This window comes from Acinetobacter sp. Ac_5812, from assembly GCF_013072695.1.
Lineage (GTDB): Bacteria > Pseudomonadota > Gammaproteobacteria > Pseudomonadales > Moraxellaceae > Acinetobacter.
Window position 1 is genome coordinate 184,998 of the sequence record NZ_LXUK01000022.1, and the last position, 24,405, is coordinate 209,402.

Annotated in this window: 17 protein-coding genes; 13 read left to right on the forward strand and 4 right to left on the reverse strand. The window is 42.3% G+C overall.

What is annotated here, in order from left to right; genetic code table 11:
* Positions 1 to 24: 24 nt before the first annotated feature.
* Together coq7 and A7P55_RS14260 are read right to left on the reverse strand one after the other, a co-directional pair.
* Positions 25 to 660 carry a 2-polyprenyl-3-methyl-6-methoxy-1,4-benzoquinone monooxygenase gene (coq7, locus tag A7P55_RS14255; RefSeq protein WP_171552599.1) on the reverse strand — a complete coding sequence of 212 codons (636 nt, stop codon included), beginning with the start codon at positions 658 to 660 and terminating at the stop codon, positions 25 to 27.
* A gap of 3 nt (positions 661 to 663) precedes the next feature.
* Positions 664 to 1,983 (reverse strand): MFS transporter, encoded by a 1,320-nt coding sequence (locus A7P55_RS14260; protein WP_171552600.1) that lies wholly within the window; start codon positions 1,981 to 1,983, stop codon positions 664 to 666.
* A gap of 162 nt (positions 1,984 to 2,145) precedes the next feature.
* Between A7P55_RS14260 and A7P55_RS14265 the strand changes: the two genes are divergently transcribed.
* From A7P55_RS14265 to A7P55_RS14295, 7 genes are all read left to right on the forward strand, one after another.
* Positions 2,146 to 4,860 carry an autotransporter assembly complex family protein gene (locus A7P55_RS14265; protein WP_171552601.1) on the forward strand — a complete coding sequence of 905 codons (2,715 nt, stop codon included), beginning with the start codon at positions 2,146 to 2,148 and terminating at the stop codon, positions 4,858 to 4,860.
* A gap of 51 nt (positions 4,861 to 4,911) precedes the next feature.
* On the forward strand, positions 4,912 to 9,417 hold the full coding sequence (locus A7P55_RS14270; protein WP_171552602.1) for a translocation/assembly module TamB domain-containing protein: 4,506 nt from the start codon (positions 4,912 to 4,914) through the stop codon (positions 9,415 to 9,417).
* Between the two features lie 257 nt (positions 9,418 to 9,674).
* Positions 9,675 to 10,154, forward strand: a complete 480-nt coding sequence (locus A7P55_RS14275; protein ID WP_171552603.1) for a DUF4124 domain-containing protein — start codon at positions 9,675 to 9,677, stop codon at positions 10,152 to 10,154.
* Between the two features lie 102 nt (positions 10,155 to 10,256).
* Positions 10,257 to 10,616 (forward strand): hypothetical protein, encoded by a 360-nt coding sequence (locus A7P55_RS14280; RefSeq protein WP_005204329.1) that lies wholly within the window; start codon positions 10,257 to 10,259, stop codon positions 10,614 to 10,616.
* Positions 10,617 to 10,875: 259 nt separating this feature from the next.
* On the forward strand, positions 10,876 to 13,515 hold the full coding sequence (locus A7P55_RS14285) for a bifunctional aconitate hydratase 2/2-methylisocitrate dehydratase (RefSeq protein ID WP_171552604.1): 2,640 nt from the start codon (positions 10,876 to 10,878) through the stop codon (positions 13,513 to 13,515).
* 322 nt (positions 13,516 to 13,837) lie between these two features.
* Positions 13,838 to 15,265 (forward strand): formylglycine-generating enzyme family protein, encoded by a 1,428-nt coding sequence (locus A7P55_RS14290; protein ID WP_171553251.1) that lies wholly within the window; start codon positions 13,838 to 13,840, stop codon positions 15,263 to 15,265.
* Positions 15,266 to 15,397: 132 nt separating this feature from the next.
* A complete protein-coding gene (locus tag A7P55_RS14295) occupies positions 15,398 to 15,619 on the forward strand; it encodes a hypothetical protein (RefSeq protein WP_004806481.1) in 222 nt (73 codons plus the stop codon).
* 109 nt (positions 15,620 to 15,728) lie between these two features.
* Here the strand turns inward: A7P55_RS14295 and A7P55_RS14300 are convergent, their stop codons facing one another.
* Complete coding sequence (locus tag A7P55_RS14300; protein WP_171552605.1) at positions 15,729 to 17,186, reverse strand: DASS family sodium-coupled anion symporter; 1,458 nt, start codon at positions 17,184 to 17,186, stop codon at positions 15,729 to 15,731.
* A 267-nt stretch (positions 17,187 to 17,453) separates the two neighbouring features.
* On the opposite strand from A7P55_RS14300, the gene A7P55_RS14305 reads away from it, so the two are divergent.
* From A7P55_RS14305 to A7P55_RS14330, 6 genes are all read left to right on the forward strand, one after another.
* On the forward strand, positions 17,454 to 18,437 hold the full coding sequence (locus A7P55_RS14305) for an ion transporter (RefSeq protein WP_171553252.1): 984 nt from the start codon (positions 17,454 to 17,456) through the stop codon (positions 18,435 to 18,437).
* 292 nt (positions 18,438 to 18,729) lie between these two features.
* Complete coding sequence (locus A7P55_RS14310; protein WP_171552606.1) at positions 18,730 to 19,686, forward strand: iron chelate uptake ABC transporter family permease subunit; 957 nt, start codon at positions 18,730 to 18,732, stop codon at positions 19,684 to 19,686.
* Positions 19,676 to 20,632, forward strand: a complete 957-nt coding sequence (locus A7P55_RS14315) for an iron chelate uptake ABC transporter family permease subunit (protein WP_171552607.1) — start codon at positions 19,676 to 19,678, stop codon at positions 20,630 to 20,632. Before A7P55_RS14310 ends, A7P55_RS14315 begins: the two co-directional genes overlap by 11 nt.
* Entirely contained in the window at positions 20,623 to 21,387 is a 765-nt protein-coding gene (locus A7P55_RS14320; protein WP_171552608.1) for an ATP-binding cassette domain-containing protein, read from the forward strand. Before A7P55_RS14315 ends, A7P55_RS14320 begins: the two co-directional genes overlap by 10 nt.
* Before the next feature lie 9 nt (positions 21,388 to 21,396).
* Entirely contained in the window at positions 21,397 to 22,350 is a 954-nt protein-coding gene (locus A7P55_RS14325; RefSeq protein WP_171552609.1) for an ABC transporter substrate-binding protein, read from the forward strand.
* Positions 22,351 to 22,445: 95 nt separating this feature from the next.
* Entirely contained in the window at positions 22,446 to 23,051 is a 606-nt protein-coding gene (locus A7P55_RS14330; RefSeq protein WP_171552610.1) for a DUF2238 domain-containing protein, read from the forward strand.
* A gap of 26 nt (positions 23,052 to 23,077) precedes the next feature.
* Here A7P55_RS14330 and A7P55_RS14335 read toward each other — a convergent pair whose 3' ends face one another.
* Positions 23,078 to 24,298, reverse strand: a complete 1,221-nt coding sequence (locus A7P55_RS14335) for an MFS transporter (RefSeq protein WP_171552611.1) — start codon at positions 24,296 to 24,298, stop codon at positions 23,078 to 23,080.
* Positions 24,299 to 24,405 lie beyond the last annotated feature (107 nt).

Genomic DNA, 24,405 nt, shown 5'->3' on the forward strand with positions numbered 1-24,405 from the left:
TTCGCAATAATTCCCTCATGTAACCTAAAGATAATAACTGGTTTTGGTCATGAGTTTTGAAATGGCGGTCATGGTAATCCGTACAGGCGCGGGTAAGTCTACACCGCCGGCTTCCAAAGCTGTATCACGATGATGCAATTCATCTTCATTCATCTGTACGAGGATTTTACGTGAACGTTCATCATGTGCAGGAAGTTGTTGAATATGTTCCTGCAAGTGTTGGCTAACTTGACGTTCAGTTTCTGCCACAAAACCTAAGCTGTATTTGTCACCTGCAATCCCTGCAATTGCACCCATACCATAGGACAAGCCATACCAAATTGGATTTAATACACTGGTGTGACTATCTAATTCTTTTAAACGATCTTCACACCAAGCCAAATGGTCTTGTTCTTCGATTGCAGCTTGCTGCATTTCTTCACGGACATGCGGTAATTTTGCAGTGAGTGCCTGACCATGATAAAGCGCTTGAGCACAGACTTCACCACTATGATTGACACGCATCAAGCCTGCAACATGACGGGCATCACTGACACAAAGTTGTGAAGCTTCATCATTGGCAGGATTCGTCCGTTGTGCACTGGTCGCACCTGGTACCAAACTACGTAAGGCTTGATCAAACGAATGAATCATTTTATCGAGACCTGTGTAATGACGCATAGATTAATCCTCTAAAGTATTGGGAGCATTTTCCAATAAAGGTTTTAGGCGTTTTAATAACCAAAATGAAAAAATTGCACTTAAAACAGCGGTAATGGTAAATAAGATTTTAATATCAATTTTTAAAATGCTTAAGATTAAAATCGAAAAAACTGCGGAAGAGACCATAAATACAGCATTTAAAATATTATTTGCTGCCACAACTCGCGCTCGGTGTGAACGCGGTGAATAGGCCTGCATCATGGCATAGAGTGGAACGATATAGAACCCACCGCTAATGCCCAGCAAAGTTACTGCCACCATCACATGATAATAGACTGCGCCGAGTGTAAACATATCTTTTAAGCTGAGTAAGTCACCCGTACGCTCAGGTACAAAGGCTAGACTTGCTGCTAGATATAGCGCAAAAACAGTTAAACCAATTGCACCATAGGGCACCATCTTGATATTGATGTCTGACCCACCAATTTTTCGACAGAGTAAAGAACCGACGCCAATACCAACCGAGAAAAAGGTAAGTAACAGGCTCACCACATTTTCCGAAGCATGAAGGTTTTGTTGCGTCAGTTGCGGAATCTGGGTTAAATAGGTTGCGCCATAGAACCAATACCAAGAGTTACCCAACAAAATCACAAATACGACCGGAATACTTTTGGCATATTTAATGGTTTGAAAACTGGTTCGAATGAAGTTCCAGTCAATTTTTAAATCGGGTGCCGCAACTTTCTGAGGCAGAATAAAACGGCTACATAAATAGCCTAAGCAAGCAATTGCAACGACGGTAATACTAATCCAAAGTAAGTTACCCTCAGACGTGGCAATCACGGCGCCGCCTAGAATCATACCCAGTAAAATCGCAATCGATGTACCTGACTGGAATAAAGCATTACCTGACATTAACTCTTGTGGCTTGAGTATTTCAGGCAAGATGGCATATTTGATTGGGCCAAAACAGGTGGAATGTGTGCCCATTAAAAACAAGGCAAACAGCAGTAACCACAAATTTCCAAGCAGGAAGCCAGCTGTACCAATCAACATGATCACAATTTCTAATATTTTAATGAAGCGAATTAGTTGCGAGCGTTCGTATTTATCTGCAATTTGACCAGCAGTTGCTGAAAAAAAGAAGTAGGGCAAAATAAACAATAAAGCAGCTAGATTATTGAGGGTACTGACGGGAGCACTTTGTTGTTGAATCCAGCCATAGGTAATAACTAACAGCAGCGATTGCTTATAAACATTATCATTAAGTGCGCCAAAGAACTGAGTGAAAAACATCGGGGCGAACCGACGCGAAGTCATTAAGTGCTCGTCTTGTTTCATCGTGTGTTCACTTCATTGTGATTTATAAAAAAATGTGACGAACTGTAAAAATGTGATGAAATGCATGTATGATACCTATGTCTGATTGGATGAAAAATCAAAGATTTGAAGTTATTTCACCCATCAAAAACGATAAATTAAAAAACAAATTTAGAGTTTTACATGCCATCTAAAACGAAGTTTAAACAGTCGACACTGGTTCATTCTATGCATTTAATTTTTAAAATGCAGGGTTTTCCTAAACTTATTTGTAGTGGTTTCTTAATTAGTTCTTGCATATCAGTTGCTTATGCTCAGGAACAAAATTCGACTGTGTCTGAAAATCAGGCAGTTGAACAGACGGAACAACCGGTCGAATTGGCAGTTGCAGCGGCCGCACCGACAACCCCAGCAATCAATCTTGCAGATCAAGGGGTATTGCTTGGGCAGGACAGTTTGGCTGCATTAAAAGAACAAGAACAATCCACGAATCATATTAATGAATTGAAACCGATTCAGTTGGATGACAATTTAGAAAATTTGCCTGTAATTCCTGTGGATCAAGGTATGGCAAATGAAATCTTCCGTGTTGCTGAAGATGCGAAAAATCAAGCACAAGCATATCGCGAAAACACGGCAAGAAATCCTGAACCGATCATCGCTGATGCATCACAGACGGAACTGACTGAAATCAAGCAAGCACCGCTGAATATTGACCAGTTGATGGGTGAGATCCAAGCAGACAGTAAAATCGTGGTTGAGGCCAATGAAACAGGTAAAACATTAGCTGATTTGCAGCCTAAGTCTGATCAACCACAGGAAAAAGTTGGATTCTTTAAGCGAATTGTGAATCGTTTCCGCCCAGATAATTTACTCAATGCGGATAAAATTCCCCGTATTACAGCAGATGTAAGCGGCGCACCACCTATTCTTGCGCTCAATATTAAGGCCAAGCTCTCAAGTTTTACCCAAGAATCATTTGAGGAGTTTAATGTTGCTTTGCCGCAACTTCGCGCTTTGACCAATCAGGCAGCACAGGCAGTCGGTTATTACAATGCAACTTATACCTTTGTGAAAGAGAGTGAGAGCAAAGTTAAGGTGATTGTGGTTCCAAATGAACCCGTCAAAATTAAAGAACAAAATATTGAATTTACAGGTGCTGGTGCCAATACACCGCAATTTCAGGTCATCCGCTTAATTCCAGAACAAGATGTCGGCGATATTTTTAATCATGGTTCATATGAAGCAACCAAAACTAAGATTACCACGGTGGCTTCGGACAATGGTTATTTTGATGCCTTTTGGCGATTGCATGATGTCAAAATTAGTCAACCTGAAAAAACGGCCGAGATTAATTTAAATTATGAAACTGGTGAGCGCTATAAATTAAAGCAAGTTGAATATCGGATGAGTGATCCGAGCAAGCCGTTGCCACTCACTCAGAAGGTTTTAGATAGTTTGGCACCATGGAAAGAAGGCGATGATTATGCCTTCTGGCGTGTCAATGCTTTGGCGAACAACTTAACCAACTCGCGTTATTTTAACTATACCTTGGTTGATACAATCAAGCCGGATGCGATTCAACCACCTCTTGATTTACCACCTGACTTGCAGGCTTTGGTTGATCAGCAACGTGTGCAAGAATCACAATTGATGAGCAGTCAACAGAAAGCAGATCTTGCGCGCGCAAAAATTACCTCTGCGCAAGAAGTGACGCAGGACGTGGTGGATGAATCACAGTTCTCTGGTGCAGAACCAGCGCAACCTGCTTTGGCGCGTTCAATGCCAGTGTTACCTGCACATGACGACGATGATGAAGAACGTCAAAAACTCGAAGAGCAAGCACGGGTAGAACGCAAAATTCCTGTTGTTGTGACCCTGAATGCCGATCGTTTAAATAGCCTTGAAACCGGTATTGGTTATGGTACAGATACGGGTGCACGTATTCGTAGTCAGTATCGTCGTGCTATCGTCAATAAATATGGTCATTCTTTTGATGCTAACGTCGAGGTTTCAGAAATCCGTCAATCGATTGATGGTCGTTATAGCATCCCATATAAGCATCCCTTGAATGACTACTTTAACCTTGTGGGTGGTTATGAGCGTGAAACCCGTGATGACATTGGTCCAGATATCAATCTATTGGTTGAATCAGCGGTACTAGGTGGTGAGCGTGTTATTAAGAATCCATTGGGTGATTGGCAACATACTTTTGGCTTACGTTATCGTTTAGATCGTTTAACCAAAAAAGGTGATGTCAATGTCGACGAGTTACCCGATGCTTTTAAAGTTTCGGGAATTGATTCTGAGCAAGAATCTTTGCTCTTGGGTTATGAGGCATCAAAAACCAATAGCAATACTCGTTTAAATCCTACGCGTGGATTCAAGCAGACTTATAAAGTGGAATTGGGGACTGAATCTTTACTCTCTGATGCCAATATGGCAATTGTAAGTGCAGGTTGGCGCTTCATCTATTCATTGGGTGAAAACGACAATCATCAATTTGTCGGTCGTGGCGATGCAAGTTATATTTTTACCGATGACTTTAATAAAGTTCCTTATAACTTGCGCTTCTTTACCGGTGGTGATCAGTCTTTGCGTGGTTTCGACTATAAGAGCTTATCACCTGAAGAAAACGGCTATAAGATAGGTGGTCAAGCCCTAGGGGTTGGCTCTTTAGAATATAATTATCAATTTAAAGATGGCTGGCGTGCTGCGGTGTTCTCGGACTTCGGTAACGCTTATGACAAACAATTTAGCAACCCAACAGAATATAGTGTGGGTGTTGGTATCCGCTGGAGATCGCCAATTGGACCAATTCGATTAGATATCGCATCGGGTATTTCTAATGATAACAATCCAATTCGATTACATTTCTTTATTGGTCCACAGCTTTAAAAACTTTTTTAGCCCTGTGTTTGATCAGGGCAAAACAATCTCGGGTTGATTATGACGGAAGTAGAACAGCAACTTACCCCTCCAACAAAACCAAGACCACCGCGGCGCATTGCTCGAAATGTTGTGCTGATTGTGCTGATCATTCTTTTATTATTGGTCAGCTCTTTGCTTGTGATGATGTCAACGGATAAGGGTAGCCGTTTTCTATTAGACCGTGTACTTCAAAGCCAGAAAACCATTAAATACGAATATGAAAGCGGTAATCTGCTTTCAGGTATTATCTTAAAAAATGTGTTGGTACGATTGGAAGGAATTGATGTTTCTTTAGACCGTGCCGATGTGTCTTTAGGGTGGCGAGCGATTCTTAAGAAAGAAGTGCACCTTAGCCATGCCGATGTGCGTAATCTAAAAATTCTTGATAAGAAACCACCATCAGGCAAACCATTTGGATTTGATCCAATCAAACTTCCTTTTGTATTGCGTGTTGATGAAGCCAGCCTAGACCATTTGCAACTGCAAACCACAACATCTAAAGTCGATTTCAGCGATATTTATTTAAAAGATGCTTTATGGTCAGAAACCAAATTAAAGTTCGAAGACTCTCGCATGAAGATGGAGTATTTGGCCGTCCAAAATGCAACGGGAGAGATGGACTTTAGTGGAAAATATCCAATCAATGCCAAAGCAGACTTGATCATTCCATCACTCAAAAGCCTAGATATTGATGTCATTAAAGTTGCTGCCAGAGGTTCTTTAGATACCTTAAAAGTAGGGATTGCAACACGTACCCCAGATCTACTCACGGGTTGGGCGGTCGTCCATCCAGTACGTGATCATGTGCCGATGAATGGTGAGTTGTTCTTTAAAAACTATCACTTGCCATTACTCAAAGATCAAAAGCTGTTTGCAAAAGATGGGATTGCAAAATTCAATGGCGATATCCAAAAACTGATTTTAACACTGGATACAGACCTAAAAGGCGAGCAAGTGCCGGAGGGGCAATATACGGCACTGATGGATACTGATTTAACTCATCAATTGAATATCCGTGAGTTTAATGGCCAGTTGATGGGTGGTGTGGTCAGCTTACTGGGGTTTGTAAACTGGCATGATCATGTGTCTTGGGATGTGAAAGGTCGTTTAGAACGCTTAGACCCGAAAGACAAAACCGTACCGCAAATTGCACAAGATTTCTTGCCACCAAACTTGGATGCGAATTTAAGTTCTACAGGTTCAATGGAAAAAGGCTTGGTGCTGAACGCACAACTTGCATTTGATAAATTTGAAACTTGGGCGGTTAAGCTGAATCAAGCGGAAGAAAAAGACAATAAAGCACAACCAATGTTGCTTGATGTTTCATGGAAAGGGATTGATCGTGCCATGCCATATATCGGCTGGCTCAGTAGTGAAGAAGGTCATACTAACCTGACCTTAAAAGAAGGTCAGCAAGATATCTATCTCACAACAACGATTCGTCCACATGAACAAGCTTTGTTACCAACAGGAAAATATGATGCGCGTTTAGATGTAAAAGGCGATCTATTAGATGTGGAAAGCTTCCGTTATGAGGCGGAAAAAGGCAGCTTGTCGGGACAGGCCAAAGTGAAGTTACCAACTGAAAAGCAACAGCTTTCATGGCAAGCCCAGCTCAAAGCACAGAATTTTAATCCGCAAACAGTTGCCGCAGCTGCACCGATTAACTTATTAAATGGTGAAATCAAAGCCACTGGTTTTGCCAAACCGAATCAACAGATTATTCAGCTTGAACAGATTGATTTAACAGGGCAATTGCCACAAGACAATAAAACAGAAACCATTGCTCTCAAAGGAAAAAGTACAGCTGCCTTGATTTTTAATGATGAAAAAGCAGGTGGTGGCTTTAAAAGTTTTGCCGTGGATTATAATGGTTCTTTAAATGCTTTGAATCAGGGTAATGGTGTATTAAAGATTAAGGTCGCAGGTACACCTGATTACATCAAGATCAATGAACTTAATCATGATGGTGTGGCAGGTAAAATCTTTGCAACGGGTGCAGTCAATCTTAAAGATAAACTGGGTTGGGATATTGATGCCTCGCTGGTACGTTTTAAACCTCAATATTTCGTATCAAGTGTCAAAGGTGAAGTCTCTGGACGCGTTAAAACACTTGGTGTTTGGTCGGATAAACTGAAACGTATTGATATCCGTCAGCTCAATATTGCAGGTTTCCTGAATAACAAACCCATTCGTGGTCGCGGTAATCTGAGTTTATTGCTTGATTCGAACCAAGCAGGTTTCTTGCCACAGCAATTCGAAGCCAATGACTTATTCTTTGCCTATGCACAGAACCAGTTGCAAGCCACAGGCAATGCACAAAACCTACGTATTAAGTTGAATGCACCTGCTTTATATGAGCTTTATCCGGGCTTACGTGGTCGTGCCTATGGTAGTTTAAATGTACAGTCGCAGCCACGCTTAAAAGCAACCGCGAATATGATGGTTGATAATTTTGCCTTTAATGATCTGGTGACGATTCGCTCATTACGAGTACAGGGTGAATTACCAACCTCTGAGACCACACCAACACAATTGACTGCAACTGTAGATCGTTTGCGTAATGGCAATCGTGAAATTGAAAATGCGACGATAAACTTGGCAGGAACACGTAAGGCACATGTGTTGAAGGTGGAGAGTAAAAACCGTCAATCGAATTTCTATCTGCAACTGGCTGGTGGTTTCAATCCGAAGAACGACTGGTTAGGCCAATTGCAAAAAGGTAACTTTACTTCGCGTAATATCAGTTTGGTACAAAACCAAAGTGCACCGATTATTTATACCACGGCGCAACAGGAATTGTATGTCGGTCAGCATTGCTGGCAGAGTTCGAGCAGCCAGTTATGTCTGGATCAGCCTGCACGTTTGAGCAAAACCAAAGGCAGTTTTTCTTTCATTACCAAAAATCTGGATTTAAAAGACTTTACCGCTTTCATGCCAGAAGGTTTGGCGGTTACAGGTCAACTCAATGGTTATGCCAAAGCATCTTGGGCTCAGGGTAGTCATCCGAAGTTGGATGCTCGTTTAGTTACCCAGAAAGGCGAAATCGGATTGGCGGCAGATGATCCACAAGATCCAGCTACAACGGTCACTTATGATGAATTGAGTCTGATTGCGAAAAGTATCAGCGAAGGTTTGTTATTACGTGTCGATATGAAAACACCAGACATTGGGACAGGTTATGCCAATGTGATTGTTAATCCATATCAAGCCAATATGCCAATGCGTGGTGAAGTTGCATTTAATGATGTGCAGTTGAAAGTGTTTAAGCCGTTTATTAAAGATGTACGTTCAATGTCAGGGACTTTGGCCTTGGCAGGTAAAATGAATGGAACTTTAACTCAACCTGAGTTTGTCGGTGAGATGCGTTTGAAAAATGGCGCAATTTCGATGATCTCTCTGCCGGTGAATTTAAGCAATATCCAGCTTTATTCCTCAATACGTCAGCAATCTGCCAGTATTGATGGCGCATTCAATAGTGGTCAGGGTGTTGGACGTTTAAAGGGTAATTTTGATTGGAAAAATGATCCACATTTAAATCTGACCCTGAAAGGTGAAAACTTATTGGTACGCCAAGCACCAATGATCACGGCAATTGTAGAGCCTGATTTAAGCTTGGATGTTTATCCTTTTGACCAACGTTTAAGCCTGAAAGGGAAAATTGATGTACCACGTGCACGTATTTCAATGCCTGAAAGTTCTGCAACCGTCGTGAATTTGTCGCCTGATGTGCGTGTGGTGCAACAAGGCCAAGACTTGCTGGCGACCTTAAAAGCGGCTAAACCGTGGGATATCCGTGCTGATATGACCGTAACTTTAGGCAACCAAGTCATTTTCCAAGGTTTTGAAAGTACCATTCCATTGGTTGGTCGTTTGCACTTATCGCAACGTGGTTTAGAAACTGCCATGCGTGCCAATGGTGCGATTGGTGTCAGTCAAAAAGTGAAGATTGAAGCCTATGGCCAAAGTCTTGATTTGAATCGAGCGATTGCGCGTTTCAATGGACCATTGGCCAACCCGACGTTGGATATTGATGCCAATAAACCGGTTCAAGGTAGTATGGTCGGCGTGCGTGTCACAGGTACAGCCACCGTACCGAATATTCAGATTTATAACGATGCAGGTTTGTCTGAACAAGAAGCCTTGAATGCCTTACTCACAGGTCGTATTAATGAAGGTAACAGTGGTTTAAGTAATACGGAAGGCTTTAAGTCTGACGTGAATAACACCATTGCTGCAGCGGGTATTAGTATGGGCTTGGGCGGTACGCGTGCCTTGACCAACCAGATTGGTCGAACCTTTGGTTTGAGTGGTTTGGCATTGGATGCACAGGGTACAGGGGATGATACACAGGTGAGTCTGACAGGCTATATCACGCCAGATCTGTTTATCCGTTATGGTATTGGTGTATTTACTCCAGTGAATAAGTTGACCTTGCGTTATCAGATGAACCGTCGTTTATATCTGGAAGCGAGTCAGTCCTTAGAACGTGCAATTGACGTATTCTACAATTGGAGATTCTAAGCCGACTCTAAGCTTGGTTTAGCATCAGAAAGAGGAGTTATTTCGATGAAATAGTTCCTCTTTTTTTATGGTTGTAACATTACTTGAATCCCCAAAAAGCATTCACATAAAAATTAATGAGGACAAATGTATTGATGGTCTGTGGAGATTTTTTAAACAGATTTTATAACAAGTGATTTTAGAAAATAAAAAATGTGATAGAATCAATATAAGTTATTGAAAATTAATGATTTTATGACATTTTTTGGAGGAAATAAATGAAATCTGTCACTTTTGGTCAGCTTTGGGCAGTGCTTGGCTTAGTGCTCCTCAGTTCAACACTCCAAGTCAATGCCAAGGAATACTATAAGTGGGTCGATGCCAAAGGCGTTACCACTTATTCAGCAACGCCCCAACCTGTACAAAGACAAGAACCTCAGCTCGATCCAATCAAAAAGAATAGCGCTACCACAGTACAACAGCCGACTGCTCAAACTGGAACGGCACCGAAAGAGCCAAAAATCACAACAGTGACTGCAACTACAGCAACACCAACCAAACCTGTAACGACGACCACAACAGCCACAGGCAATCTTACTGCGACAAGTGACGTGCTTATCGCCGTCAAAAACTGCAATGGGGTCAGATGTTGGGATATGAAAGGCAAGTCCTATAATCTCGTCGCAGGAACGACGTATCTGTCTGCCAATGGAGGAAAGTGTCAAAAGTTAGGCAATAACATGCGATGTAGCAAATGATTTGTATGTTTTTATTACGGAAAGCATGGTTTTAAAGGCTTCCTTTTGCAAAATAAACAAGTTTCAGTATGATGTGTGCATCAAATTAGCCGCAGTATGATGATGAAAAAAGTTTTGTTTATTGCAATAGGTTTAGTTTTGGCTGGTTGTGCTGAGAAAAAGCCGTTAACCCCTGAAGAACAATGGCATGGCTATTGCGTCAGTGTGGGCAACGCAGCACGTTCGATTACGCTAGATCGTCAAAATGGAATTGAGCAAAAACAAGCAACGGAGTATGCGGCAAAGATTGAAGATGAGACCACGCGTAAGTTTATCTTTAAAATTTTGGACACAGTTTATGCACTTCCTGCCGATCAACTGAAAAAAGATCCAGAAGCATTACGTGAAAATTTAAAGAAACAGTTTATGGAAGAATGCTTGGTTACTCCACATGACAAGCTGCCTAACTATAAACTTTTTTAATGTGTATATAAAAAAGACAACACCGTTTGTCTTTTTTTATGGATGTAATTTATTGTTTTATTAGACTTTAACCTAAGACCAAAGCGGTATTTCCAAGGGATGAACATTTCGCTATAAAATAATGGGCATCACGTAGAAATACGGTAGTTGCATTAACATTTAACGCGAAGTCTAGTAAAATTTTGCTGTCCACATTACTTGTAAAGCTTGTAGCAAGCTGGAACTTACAAGTAATTTTTTAAAAAAGAGGAATAACACTGTGCTAGAAGCTTACCGCCAACACGTTGAAGAACGTGCCGCACTCGGAGTCCCACCGAAGCCGCTTGATGATGCTCAAACTGCTGAACTCGTAGCCTTATTAAAAAATCCACCAGCAGGTGAAGAAGCTTATTTAGTAGATTTACTAGAAAATCGTGTTCCAGCAGGTGTTGACCAAGCTGCATATGTAAAAGCTGCTTTCTTAGCTGCTGTTGCAAAAGGCGAAGCAACCTCTCCACTCGTATCTAAAGAACGTGCAGTTTACTTACTAGGTACAATGCTTGGTGGTTATAACGTAGCACCACTTGTTGAACTTCTAGACAATGCTGAGCTTGCTGAATTAGCGGCTGAAGCGTTAAAGAAAACACTTCTTGTATTTGATGCGTTCCATGACGTAGCTGACAAAGCCAAAGCAGGCAATGCTGCTGCTAAAGCAGTATTACAATCTTGGGCTGATGCAGAATGGTTCACAAGCCGTGCTGACGTTCCAGAAGAAATCAAAATCACTGTGTTCAAAGTAACAGGTGAGACCAATACGGATGACTTGTCTCCAGCTCAAGACGCTTGGAGCCGTCCAGACATCCCATTACACGCAAACGCAATGTTGAAAAACGAGCGTGACGGTATCAACCCTGAAAAACCAGGTGAAGTTGGCCCATTAAACCAAATCAAAGAATTGATCGCGAAAGGCAACCAAGTTGCTTACGTGGGTGATGTTGTTGGTACAGGTTCTTCTCGTAAATCTGCAACTAACTCTGTACTTTGGTTCTTTGGTGACGAACTTCCACACATTCCAAACAAAAAAGATGGTGGTGTGTGCTTAGGTACTAAGATTGCGCCAATTTTCTTCAACACAATGGAAGATGCAGGTGCATTACCTGTAGAAATCGACGTTGCCAACATGAACATGGGCGACGAAGTTGTATTGAAAATTGATCACGCTGCTGCAAAAGTAACTGCATTCAAAGATGGTGCACAAATTGCAGAAGCTGAGCTTAAAACCCCTGTACTTTTAGATGAAGTACGTGCTGGTGGTCGTATTAACTTGATCATCGGTCGTGGTTTGACAGCTAAAGCACGTGAAGAATTGGGTCTTGCACCTTCTACATTGTTCCGTACACCTGTACAACCTGCTGACACTGGTAAAGGCTTCACACAAGCTCAGAAGATGGTTGGTCGTGCATGTGGTTTAGCTGAAGGCCAAGGTATCCGTCCGGGTACTTACTGTGAACCTAAGATGACCACTGTTGGCTCTCAAGATACAACAGGTCCTATGACGCGTGATGAGTTAAAAGACTTGGCATGCTTGGGTTTCTCAGCTGACTTAGTGATGCAGTCTTTCTGTCACACTGCTGCGTATCCAAAACCAGTTGACGTAACAACTCACCATACATTGCCTGACTTCATCATGAACCGTGGTGGTGTATCTTTACGTCCAGGTGACGGTATTATCCACTCTTGGTTAAACCGTATGTTACTTCCAGATACTGTTGGTACTGGTGGTGACTCACATACACGTTTCCCAATCGGTATTTCATTCCCAGCGGGTTCTGGTCTTGTTGCGTTCGCAGCTGCAACTGGCGTTATGCCACTTGATATGCCTGAATCTGTACTTGTTAAGTTCAAAGGTAAAATGCAGCCTGGTATCACTTTACGTGACCTTGTACATGCAATTCCTTACTACGCAATTCAAGCGGGTGACTTAACTGTAGAGAAGAAAGGTAAGAAAAACATCTTCTCTGGTCGTATCCTTGAGATCGATTTATCAGAAATGGAAAATGACTTGACCGTTGAGCAAGCATTCGAACTTTCTGATGCATCTGCTGAGCGTTCTGCTGCTGGCTGTTCAATCACACTTTCTGAAGAGAAAGTTGCTGAATACTTACGTTCTAACATCACCATGTTGAAGTGGATGATTGCAGAAGGTTATGGCGATGCGCGTACAATGGCGCGTCGTGCTGAAAACATGCAGAAGTGGTTAGATAACCCAAGCTTGTTGAAAGCAGATGCTGATGCAGAATACTTAAAAGTTTACGAAATCGATCTTGCTGACATCAAAGAACCAATTCTTTGCTGCCCGAACGATCCAGATGACGCGAAACTTCTTTCTGATGTTCAAGGCGACAAGATTGATGAAGTATTCATCGGTTCTTGTATGACTAACATCGGTCACTTCCGTGCAGCGGGTCAGTTACTTGACAAAGTACCTGGTGGTTCATTGTCTACTCGTTTATGGTTGGCTCCACCAACTCGTATGGACGAGCATCAATTGATGGAAGAAGGCTTGTATAACATTTATGGCCGTGCTGGTGCGCGTACAGAGATGCCAGGCTGTTCATTGTGTATGGGTAACCAAGCACGTGTAGCACCGAATACAACATGTGTATCGACTTCTACTCGTAACTTCCCGAACCGTTTAGGTCAAGGTGCAAACGTTTACTTGGCTTCTGCTGAGCTTGCATCTGTCGCTGCGGTTCTTGGTAAATTACCAAGCCCAGAAGAATATCAACAGTACGCGTCACAAATCGACAGCGCTTCTGCTGACATCTACAAATACTTGAACTTCGACAAGATGAGCGAATATACAAAAGAAGCTGATCAAGTTGATACCAAGAAAATTTCTGCTGCTCAATTAACCTAATCTGTTAATTAGCTAAAAATAAGGGCTGAGTCATCAGCCCTTATTTTTTTTATGCTGTGCCTGATCGTGATGCCAGATGTGACTTAACAATTTAGGCAAAATCAATGTATTAAAAATGAAGATTTACTTTTCAGAATAACTTTAATCTGTGTTTTTTCTTGAGCAATTTCAAATTTGCTTCTTTTCTATGCTAATTAAATCATCAATACATTTTAATTATTCATGAACAATAAACTTTGCTGTTTATGCTCAAGCTCAGTATTTACTGTGTTTGGCGTAAACATACAGGGTTTTATTCAATCATATAAAAAGGAGTTTGATGATGGAAACTTTAGCCAAAGCTTATGCTAAAGCAGCAGGAATTGTGCTTGCTGGGTGCCTATTGGCAGCCTGCAACGATGATGATAAGAAGAAATTAAATTCTGACATTAAGCTGCAAACAACAACAATGGCCTTAACTGCTTTAAGTCAGCGCCTTGTTTGGAAAAATGACCAATGTGATGCGGTATATCGAGATGCGATAGAACAAAATCATAAAGCATTAACCGCTTTACAAGATTTAAGAGCGTCATTAACCACGCAGCAGAACAATTTAGCCGCTTTTATTGATCAGCGTATGTTGCCTAAGCTCACTCAGTTGGGTTCTGAGGCCACTTTTATCCGTGAACGTTGTAATGCGCCAGATTATGAAGGTACGGGCGTGAGTATGGAACGTCCTGCAATGTTGCGTGAAATGCTGAATGAATGGCAGGGAACGATTGATTTATTAACAAAACAGCTCAGTAAACCGCCACAAATGAATGTATTCATTCAACCCGCACGTTTAACCAATGTAGAGGTTAATACAGACACCGTTGCAGCATTCAAATTTAAAGATTGTTCAGATGGCTTTTGTCCTGAGTTGACGGTAATTCCCGCTGGAAGCTATCTAATGGGTGGCACATTGGAAGAGCAGGAGCGAGAGGGCGTGCCAGCTCAGGCAAGACCCTATGAACTACCTCAACATCAAGTCAATGTTACACAACCATTTGCAATGGCCTCGCATGAAACCACGGTCGCTCAATTTCAGCAATTCCAGAAAGAAACAGGCTGGGAAGTGCAAGGATGTCGAAGTTGGGAAACACGAGATGGTGAGTTCAATATGTGGTATCGCAATGACTTAACTCCGAGTAATCCAGGGTTTGCACAAACGGCTCAAGATCCCGTCGTGTGTGTACGTCGTGAAGATGGTCAGGCTTTTGCAGCATGGTTATCTGAAAAAACAGGAAAAACCTATCGTTTGCCTACTGAGGCTGAATGGGAATATGCAGCACGGGCGGGGACATCAACTACATTCTATTGGGGCAATGACCCTGAGCGTGATCAAGCCTGCAAGTATGCCAATGTTTTAGATGTCAGCACGACGACTACAGAAACCAATACAGCCACATGGCGGGCATTTAACTGTAACGATGGTTATGCATATACCGCACCTGTGGGCTCATTTTTACCGAATGCTTTTGGTTTATATGATGTACTCGCCAATGCGCGTGAATGGGTAGATGATTGTTGGCATGCCAATTATCAAGGTGCACCAACGACACAAGTACGTTGGGGTGCAGAGAATAATGGTTTGTGTAATTTCCCTGTATTACGTGGTGGCGCATGGATTTATAACGTACACAATGTGCGAACGGCTTACCGTAATGCCTATTATTCGTCTCAGGCACGTTCAACCATGTGGGGTTTCCGTGTGGTTAGAGAAATTTAAGCTTATAGATTATGCCACGATGCCGATCTCATAGTTTTAATTGATATGGTCTCGTAATTTTGTCTTTACAGTTTAAATAATCCATCGTTTAATCATTCGAAAATGAGTGATTTAAAAAGTTGATTCAATTAAATGGCGAAACAATCCCGCTTCTTATGTATTGGTGGATTCCTTAACGGTTCAGCTGTGAAAGATCAAGGTGACAGTTTTATCTGTGTCGAAAATGGCAAACAAGTCAGCTACCACAAAAAGGAAATCTTCCATCAAGACTCGTGGCATCAAGATTACTACGTCTGCGAAACGACGACGGATCAACAAGCACGAAACTGGGTTTATGATATCAAGCCTGATTAATGACGCTGATATCATTTTATTCGCTGTATAGGTTTATAATTCTAGTACCCTTCAAATTAGTTACATGAAAAAGCCCCTTCGTAAGGGGCTTTTTTTAAACTAAATCATCCTACCAATAACCCAACACTTTCCACCAAAGTCCGCCAATCACCACAAAGATGATGATATTGACGACACTCATGACAAAGCCCGCTTTCCACCATTCACCCAGTGTGGTGTAACCTGAACCGAATACCACAGGCGATGTGCCCGTTGCATAATGGGTTAAGGTCATCATGATGCTTGATGCTGCTGCCATCATTAAGGCAAACAACATCGGTGGTGCACCCAATGCCAGTCCAGCCGTATAAAAGGCTGCAAACATGGCAGTGATATGTGCTGTAGTACTGGCAAACATATAATGTGCATACAGATAGGCGAGCATTAGCAATAAACAGGCAGGCATCCAACTGAGACCCAAATGACCAATCCCTGTTTCTAACACACCTGAGAACCACGTGATTAAACCGAGCTTATTTAAATAAGTCGCCATCATCACCAAGGCTGCAAACCAAGTAATGGTATCCCACGCGCTTTTTTGCGTCAGGATATCTTCCCAAGTCAGTACACCCGTAATCAGTAGCAAGCCCAAACCAATAAAGGCTGTTGTGGTTGGATCAACCGCCCAAGCCGTACCGAAAATCATGGCAGGGATGCCTGCCCATAACAGCAGTAAGATCCCAAATACGCCGAGCATAATGATTTCATTTTTACTGACAGGCCCCATTTCTTTTAACTTGGTTTTGGCAAACTGAGCTGCATTCGGGGTTTCTTTCACTTCAGGTGGATATATCCAGTACATGATCAACGGCATGATGATCAAGGCAATCAAGCCTGGTAATAACATCGCCAGCGCCCATGTGCTCCAACTCAATGAAATTTCACTATTGGTTGCTTTCGCTACCAGATCAACCACCAACGGGTTAGGGGCGGTTGCGGTAATAAACATGGCAGAAGTAATCGGGTTGGCTTGGTAGTTGACCAAAGCTAAATACTTCCCCATACGACCTTCGGTACCTTTAGCAGGGTCAGAGTCATAACTGGTGGAAATGGCACGGACAATCGGGTGAATAATCCCGCCGCCACGTGCGGTATTACTTGGGGTAACAGGTGCAAGAATCAGTTCAGACAGCACCATGCTATAACCGATACCAATGGTTTTCTTGCCCCAAACGGCGATAAATAAATAGCCTAAGCGTGCACCTAATCCAGTTTTTTGCAAACCTTTAGAAATCATGATCGAAATACCGATCAACCAGATCAGCGGGTTGGCAAAACTGCTGAGCGCATCTTGAATGGCACCACTTGGACTGTCGTTGGTAACACCTGTTACGGCGACTAAAGTAATGGCAATAATCGCAATCGCACCAATTGGCATGGCTTTACCAATAATGGCGGCAATCACACCGACAAACATCGCCAGTAAATGCCATGCATCAGGATCAACGCCTGTAGGCACTGGAATCACGAACCAGATCAATAATGCAATAAATAAAGAGATCAGCGTCGGGAGAGCTTTAAATCCCATGTAATTTCCCCTTGTTGTACGGGTTTAATAAAATTTATAGTTCTTTATGAATGAATCGTTAAAGAAAATAACCACTAAGCTTTTATTATCGTTGAAGCGAGTGTCAAACTGCAAAGAAAGTTTTGTTGAAACAGCGTGATAGAGGGCAATGAATTGGCAAATGGCTTCGTTTTGTGAGGGAAATGGAGTTTAGGGTTAAAATTTCTTATTCAATATGAAAGCAACATGCTACATTTTGAGCTTGCTGAATCGAACAAAAAATACGGTATGACTCAATTTTCATGGCAACAGTTAAGACGTTTTGTTTATGACAATCTGCATAATGATGACTATAAAAGTAAGGTCAGTACCTGCCTAAACTATCTGCTGATTGCCTTGATTATTGGCAACGTGGCAGCGGTTTTGCTTGAATCCGTCAATGAATTTTATCAACTGTACAGGCCTTATTTCGATATCTTTGAAAATTTATCGATCATGATTTTTAGTGGGGAATACTTGCTGCGGCTGTGGAGTATTGTTGAGGAAGAACCACAACAAGCGGCTTGGAAACAGCGGATTCGCTGGATGAAAAGTGGTGGGGCAATTATCGACTTATTGGCGATTTTACCTGCTTATCTCAATTTCATTGTTCCGATCGATTTGCGTTTCTTACGGGTCTTACGCTTGGTTCGCTTACTCAAGCTGACCCGATATTTTGTTTCCCTGCAAATTCTATTGCGCGTGATTCAACGCGAAAAAGGCTCATTCCAAGCGGTCATTTTTATCTTGGTGATTATGATCGTGATGACGGCATCAGCGATTTATGTGGTGGAAAATAAAGCCCAGCCTGAGGCGTTTAGTTCAATACCACAATCGATGTGGTGGGCAGTAGTTACCTTAACCACTGTTGGTTATGGCGATGTGACCCCTGTGACCAACTTGGGGCGGATACTCGGTGCATTCATTACCATTCTTGGTGTCGGTATTGCTGCATTACCAGCGGGTATTTTGGCTTCTGGCCTTGCCAATGAATTAAATATGCGTAATCAGCGACTGGAGCAAGAGTTTAGGGAAGTACTCCAGGCCAAAGGTTTGGACTTGCTGCATGATCAAGTGGAAATTGAACGGATTCGCAAAAAAGTCGGTTTACCCAAAGAGCAGACCCATGAAATTATTATGCAACTGGTCAGAGAAAAGTTGCTAGAAGATCAGGAGCAGGAAAAGAAACTGTGCCGTTACTGCCCACACTGTGGTGAAAAGCTTCCTGAATAATTTGAAATTTATTATAAAAATGTAGCCTAAGGCTTCAGTATAAATTGGTAATGCTTAGCCATTTATTCGGATGTGGCGACACTCAATTCGGCTCTAAAGCTCGGTAACACTGAGACTTAGGGCTTTTTTATTAAAAATTAAAAGTTCAGTTCATTAAGTGCTACTTCACACAAAAGCTATTTCATTTAAAAAAGTTAACAATAATCTTTATCATTTGTGATAGTTTCTTGTTTAATGTTTTGTAATTTTTAAGCTTATTTTAAGTTTACGCAACTGATGAATTTCTCCCAACATGATTAAGCGGCGTTATCTAATTTTATTATTGCTTCCACTGGCATTGATTTCCCTATTTGTCGGTGTAGGCGAGATGAGTCTTGTCGGTTTGTGGGCAGGCAATCCACAGGACTGGCAATTGTTCTGGACCAGTCGTTTGCCGCGTCTCATGGCAATTGTTGTGGCTGGTGCGGGCCTGAGCGTCTGTGGCTTGATTATGCAGTCACTCAGTCGCAACCGTTTCGTTTCTCCAACCACCGCAGGTTTATATGACTGTGCCCGTTTAGGTGTACTGGTTTCGATTATCTTGCTGCCGAGTGCTTCAATCTTTGTAAAAACTGGTTTTGCCATAACTGTGACACTGATCGGGGCAATGGCCTTTATGAGCATTCTGGCAACCCTCAAGCATCGGGATACCGTCTTTGTTCCACTGGTGGGGATGATTTTCGGTAGTATTATCTCAGCCTTTACCACCTTTATCGCCTTGCAAATGGATTTATTGCAGAACTTGGCTGGGTGGTTGCAAGGTGATTTTTCTACCATTTTAAATGGCCAATATGAACTGATCTATCTCAGTGTTCCTGTTTTGATTCTGATTTATATCTTTGCCAATCGGTTTGTCTTGGCAGGCTTGGGACAGGATTTTGCCACCAATCTTGGACTGAATTATAAACAGACCTTATTTCTGGGTTTGCTTCTGGTCTCGGTGATTACCGGTGTGGTGATTGTGACCGTGGGTGCGATTCCGTTTCTTGGGCTGATCGTACCGAATTTGGTCAGCTTATATCTAGGTGACAATATCCGCCGAACCTTATCACATACGGCGCTCCTCGGTGCTTTGCTGGTATTGCTTTGTGATGTTTTTGGTAGGGTAGTGATCTATCCCTATGAGGTGTCGGTGAGTCTAATTATGGGCATCGTTGGTAGTGTGATTTTCCTGTGGTTATTGCTCAGGAGATACCGCTATGCCACATAAAACCAAGCTCATTGTTTTAGCCTTTTTAACTATCCTCAGCATTGCCTTGTACTTAGGTTGGGGCTTAGGTGTGACATGGCAATATGCACTCGGTCTGCGTTTAAAAACTGTTGCCGCAATCATTGTCGCAGGCGTTGCTGTAGGTGTGTCGACAATGGTATTTCATACCATTGTCAATAATCGGGTCGTGACACCGCAGGCATTAGGATTGGATAAGTTATATGAACTCTCCAAGACCAAGATTATTTATTTCTTTGGTGCCAGTACCTTGCTGTCATTTAACTTTGTCTTGGATTATTTGATCAGCTTGGTGTTAATGCTGAGCTTTGCCTTATTGTTGTATCGCTTTATTTTCAAGAAAGTTGCACAGCAAAATATTTACTTTCTGCTGTTGGTCGGGCTGATCTGTTCGACTTTATTCGACAACATGACCACCTTTTTTCAAGTCTTGCTCGATCCTGATGAGTTTCAGATTGCAGCCTATGCCGGTTTTGCCAGTTTTAATGTGGTGAAAATGGAAACCGTTGGACTGTCTTTACTGACCATTGTGCCGATTCTGTTTTACAGCTTAAAGCATTATCACAAGTTGGATGTGATGGCGTTGGGACGCGATCATGCTCTGAATTTGGGTCTGGATTATGACAAGACCAGCCGCTTGTTATTGATTCTGGTGGTATTGGCGTTGGCTTCTGCGACAGCCTTGGCAGGCCCGATGATGTTCCTTGGCTTGCTGGTTCTCAACATTAGCCTTGAGCTGTTCAAGACCCATCAACATCACATCTTATTAGTCGGCATTATTCTGGTCAGTATCCTGTGTCTGATGGTTGGGCAATTCATGGTGCTGCATGTATTGAACTTAAAAACCACATTGAGTGTGATCATTAATTTTGTCGGTGGAATTTATTTCTTCTGGATATTACTGAAGGAAAATAAAAAATGGCAATAGAGCTAAAGAATTTAAGCAAAAGCTATCAGCAACAGCAGGTGGTACAAGAGCTTTCCCTGAGTATTGCCAAAGGGCAGTTTACGGCTTTTATTGGCCCGAATGGCGCGGGGAAAAGTACCGTGCTGGCGATCATGAGCCGTCTAATCGAGGCAGATCAGGGACAAGTGTTGCTGGATGGACAGGATCTACGCCAAATGAAAAGTGCCGAGATTGCAAAAAAACTGGCCATCTTAAAACAGTCCAATCATACCGAGTTACGACTAAGTATTGAAGATTTGGTGGTATTTGGTCGCTTCCCATATTCACAAGGACGCTTGACCGCAGAAGATCGTGAGGTGATTGACCGTTCCATTGCCTATATGGATTTAGAAGCATTACGCCATCGCCAATTGAGTGAGCTGTCAGGTGGTCAACGTCAGCGTGCTTATATCGCCATGATTCTGGCACAAGACACCGATTATATTTTGCTGGACGAACCTTTGAATAATCTGGATATGAAGCACTCTTCACAGATTATGAAGGTGTTAAAAGATCTGGCTGAAAATCATGGAAAATCCATCATTGTGGTAATTCATGACATTAATTTTGCCTCGGTCTATGCCGATCACATCATTGCCATGAAAGAAGGGCAATTGGTCTACCAAGGTCATCCACAGCAGATGATGGATGAACGCATTCTCAACGATATTTTTGATTTTCATATCCCGATTCAACAGGTTGAACAACACAAATTAGGTTTGTATTTTATTAGTTAGGAGTTCGTTATGCTTTTCAAAAAAACATTGCCAGTCATGATGCTGAGTGTGGTCTTGGCTGCATGTGGTAATTCCGAAGCACCTTCTGCAAAACAGGATGTAAATGCTACTGCGACACAGGATAGTTTGAGCTTTAATAGTAAGGCTGGTCAGATCACGATTCCTGCAGACTTATCTCGCATTGCGGTATTGGATACCAGTGCTTTGAATACTATTCATGCTTTAGGCGCGGATGACAAAGTGGTGGCATTACCGAAAGGTACGCCGTTGCCAAAAGTGCTGCAAGACTTTAATGAGGGTAAATATCTGGATGTCGGTACAGTCAAAGAACCGAATCTGGAAAAAATTGCAGCCAGCCAACCTGAATTGATTTTGATGAGCGGACGAATGGAGAATCTGGTGGCGCAGATCAAACAGATTGCACCAACTTATTTTGTCGATGTGGACTATAACGATCAGTTCAACTCATTTAAGCAGCAAACCCTAAATATTGCTGAAATGGTGGGTAAAAAGCCAGAAGCGGAGCAGCAATTACAAACTTTGGAAAAAGATATAGCCGCATTAAAAGCTAAAACTAAAGCTAAAACTGCTTTAGTGGTTCTGGTCAATAACAGCAAAATTGCGGCTTATGGGCCAGGTTCACGTTTCGGTAATATCCATGATCTATATGGTTTTACTCCTGCAGACCCTTCAATCAAAGTGGGCTTGCATGGTATGGCGGTGTCGCATGAATTTATCGCTCAGAAAAATCCAGATTATCTATTCGTGATTGACCGCGGTGCTGCAATTACTGAAAATCAGCAAGGTGCAAAACAAGTGTTGAATAATAAGATTATCAACCAAACTAAAGCCGCGCAAAATGGCAATATTGTTTATCTGGATTCAAGTAACTGGTATCTGATGAACAATGGTCTAGATGGTATGAAGGACATGCTGAAAGAAGTGGCAGATGCCGTGAAATAAAAATTCAATCTGCTGATTTTATAACAAAAACCCGAAGGACTTGCTTTGGGTTTTTTATATGATGTAATGAAATAAATCACTACTTTTATAACATCATGCGTATTTCTTTATTGTATTTGGGCACGGCGATTTTAGCCATTTTGCTGCTGATTTCTGGAATTCAGCCTTTCGATCGAACCACGTGGTGGCTTGAGGTCATACCCATATTGATTGTGGTCCCGTTATTATTTGCCACTTACAAAGCTTTTCCGCTCAGCCCTCTGTTATATGGACTGATTTTCTTGCATGCCATTGTGCTGATTGTGGGCGGGGCGTATAGCTATGCGCGTGTGCCGTTGGGTTTTGAGATGGCACAATGGTTTGGTTTAGAACGTAATCCTTATGACAAAATTGGACATTTTATGCAGGGCTTTGTCCCTGCCATAGCTGCACGTGAAATTCTGATTCGCAACCATATTTTAAGCAAAGGCAAAATGCTGAGCTTTATTGTGATCTGTATTGTATTGGCCATCAGTGCCAGCTATGAATTGATTGAATGGGCGGCAGCATTGTCTTTGGGGCAAGGGGCAGAAGAGTTTTTGGGGACACAAGGGGATGAGTGGGATACCCAATCAGATATGTTTTTTGCCTTGATTGGGTCGATCACAGCCTTATTGTTATTCTCTCGATGGCATGATCGACAAATAGCAGAGTTAATCTAGTCACTGCCAAAGCAATGAATCTGCCATTAAGACACGGCAGATTCATTTTTTGGTGAATATTTGGCGTACGCTAGCGCAATCAATAGAATCGCCAGACCACCTAAACTTAATACAAAACCCACCCAAATCGGTGCTAACCAGCCCATATTATGACTGAGGACCCAACCACCCAAGAAAGCACCGAGCGCATTGGCCAAGTTGAAAGCTGAATGATTCAGTGAGGCCGCCAAAGTTTGCGCATCACCTGCAATATCCATCAAATGGGTTTGTAAGGCACCGCCTAGACCGATCACGGTAAAACCAATCAAGAATAGGGCCGCAATTGCTGTATAAAGATTGGACATCATAAAACTGGCGGCAACAAATGCCAGTGCCGAACTAATCAAGATGCCAATAATGGTTTTAAATAGATTTTTATCTGCCAACCAGCCAGCAACCAGACCACCAATCACCATACCTACACCCCAAATTGCAAGGGCCACAGGCACCACTCGAATATCGGCATGGGTATATTCGGTTAGAATCGGTGAAACATAACTATACACCGAGAACATGCCACCAAAGCCAATTGCACCAACGGCAAGAGTCAGCCACATATTGATATTTTTTAAACCTGCCAACTCCGCTTTGATACTGGCGGTTTTCTGCAATGGGATATTGGGAACAAATAGACTGACACCGATCAGGGTAATAAACGCAATCACCGCAGAAAACTCAAAACCTGATTTCCAGCCAAATTGTTGACCCAGCCAAGTGGCAATCGGCACGCCAATGACATTGGCAATGGTGAGCCCCATCATCACCTGTGCAATCGCAGTTGCACGGCGCTGTTTGCCCGCCAGTTCAGCCGCAACTAAGGCCGCTACGCCGAAGTAGGCACCATGTGGAAAACCTGCAATAAAGCGAGACAGCAACATGGCTTCAGGTGTAGTGGCAAAAGCGGTTGCTGCATTGGCCAGGCCATAAAAAAGCATCAAGCTAAGCAATAGCGTCTTACGGGGTACTTTTGCCCCTAAAATCGCAATAATCGGAGCACCGACCATGACACCGAGTGCATAGGCGCTGATGAAATAGCCTGCATGTGGCACACTGACATTTAAATCGGTGGCAATTTCTTGAATCAATCCCATTGCCACAAATTCGGTAGTGCCGATACAGAAACTACCAACAGCAAGGGAGAAAATAACCAGGAATAAGGAATAATTGTGTAAGGGTGTGGAATCTAAGGGAGAGTTTGGCGAGGACATAATATTTTGAGTCTAAAAGTACCGCTGTATTATATTCGACTCGCTTTAAGAAAAGTGAAATAGAACACAATTTTTATCTCAATTGATTTGGAGATACATCATAAAAA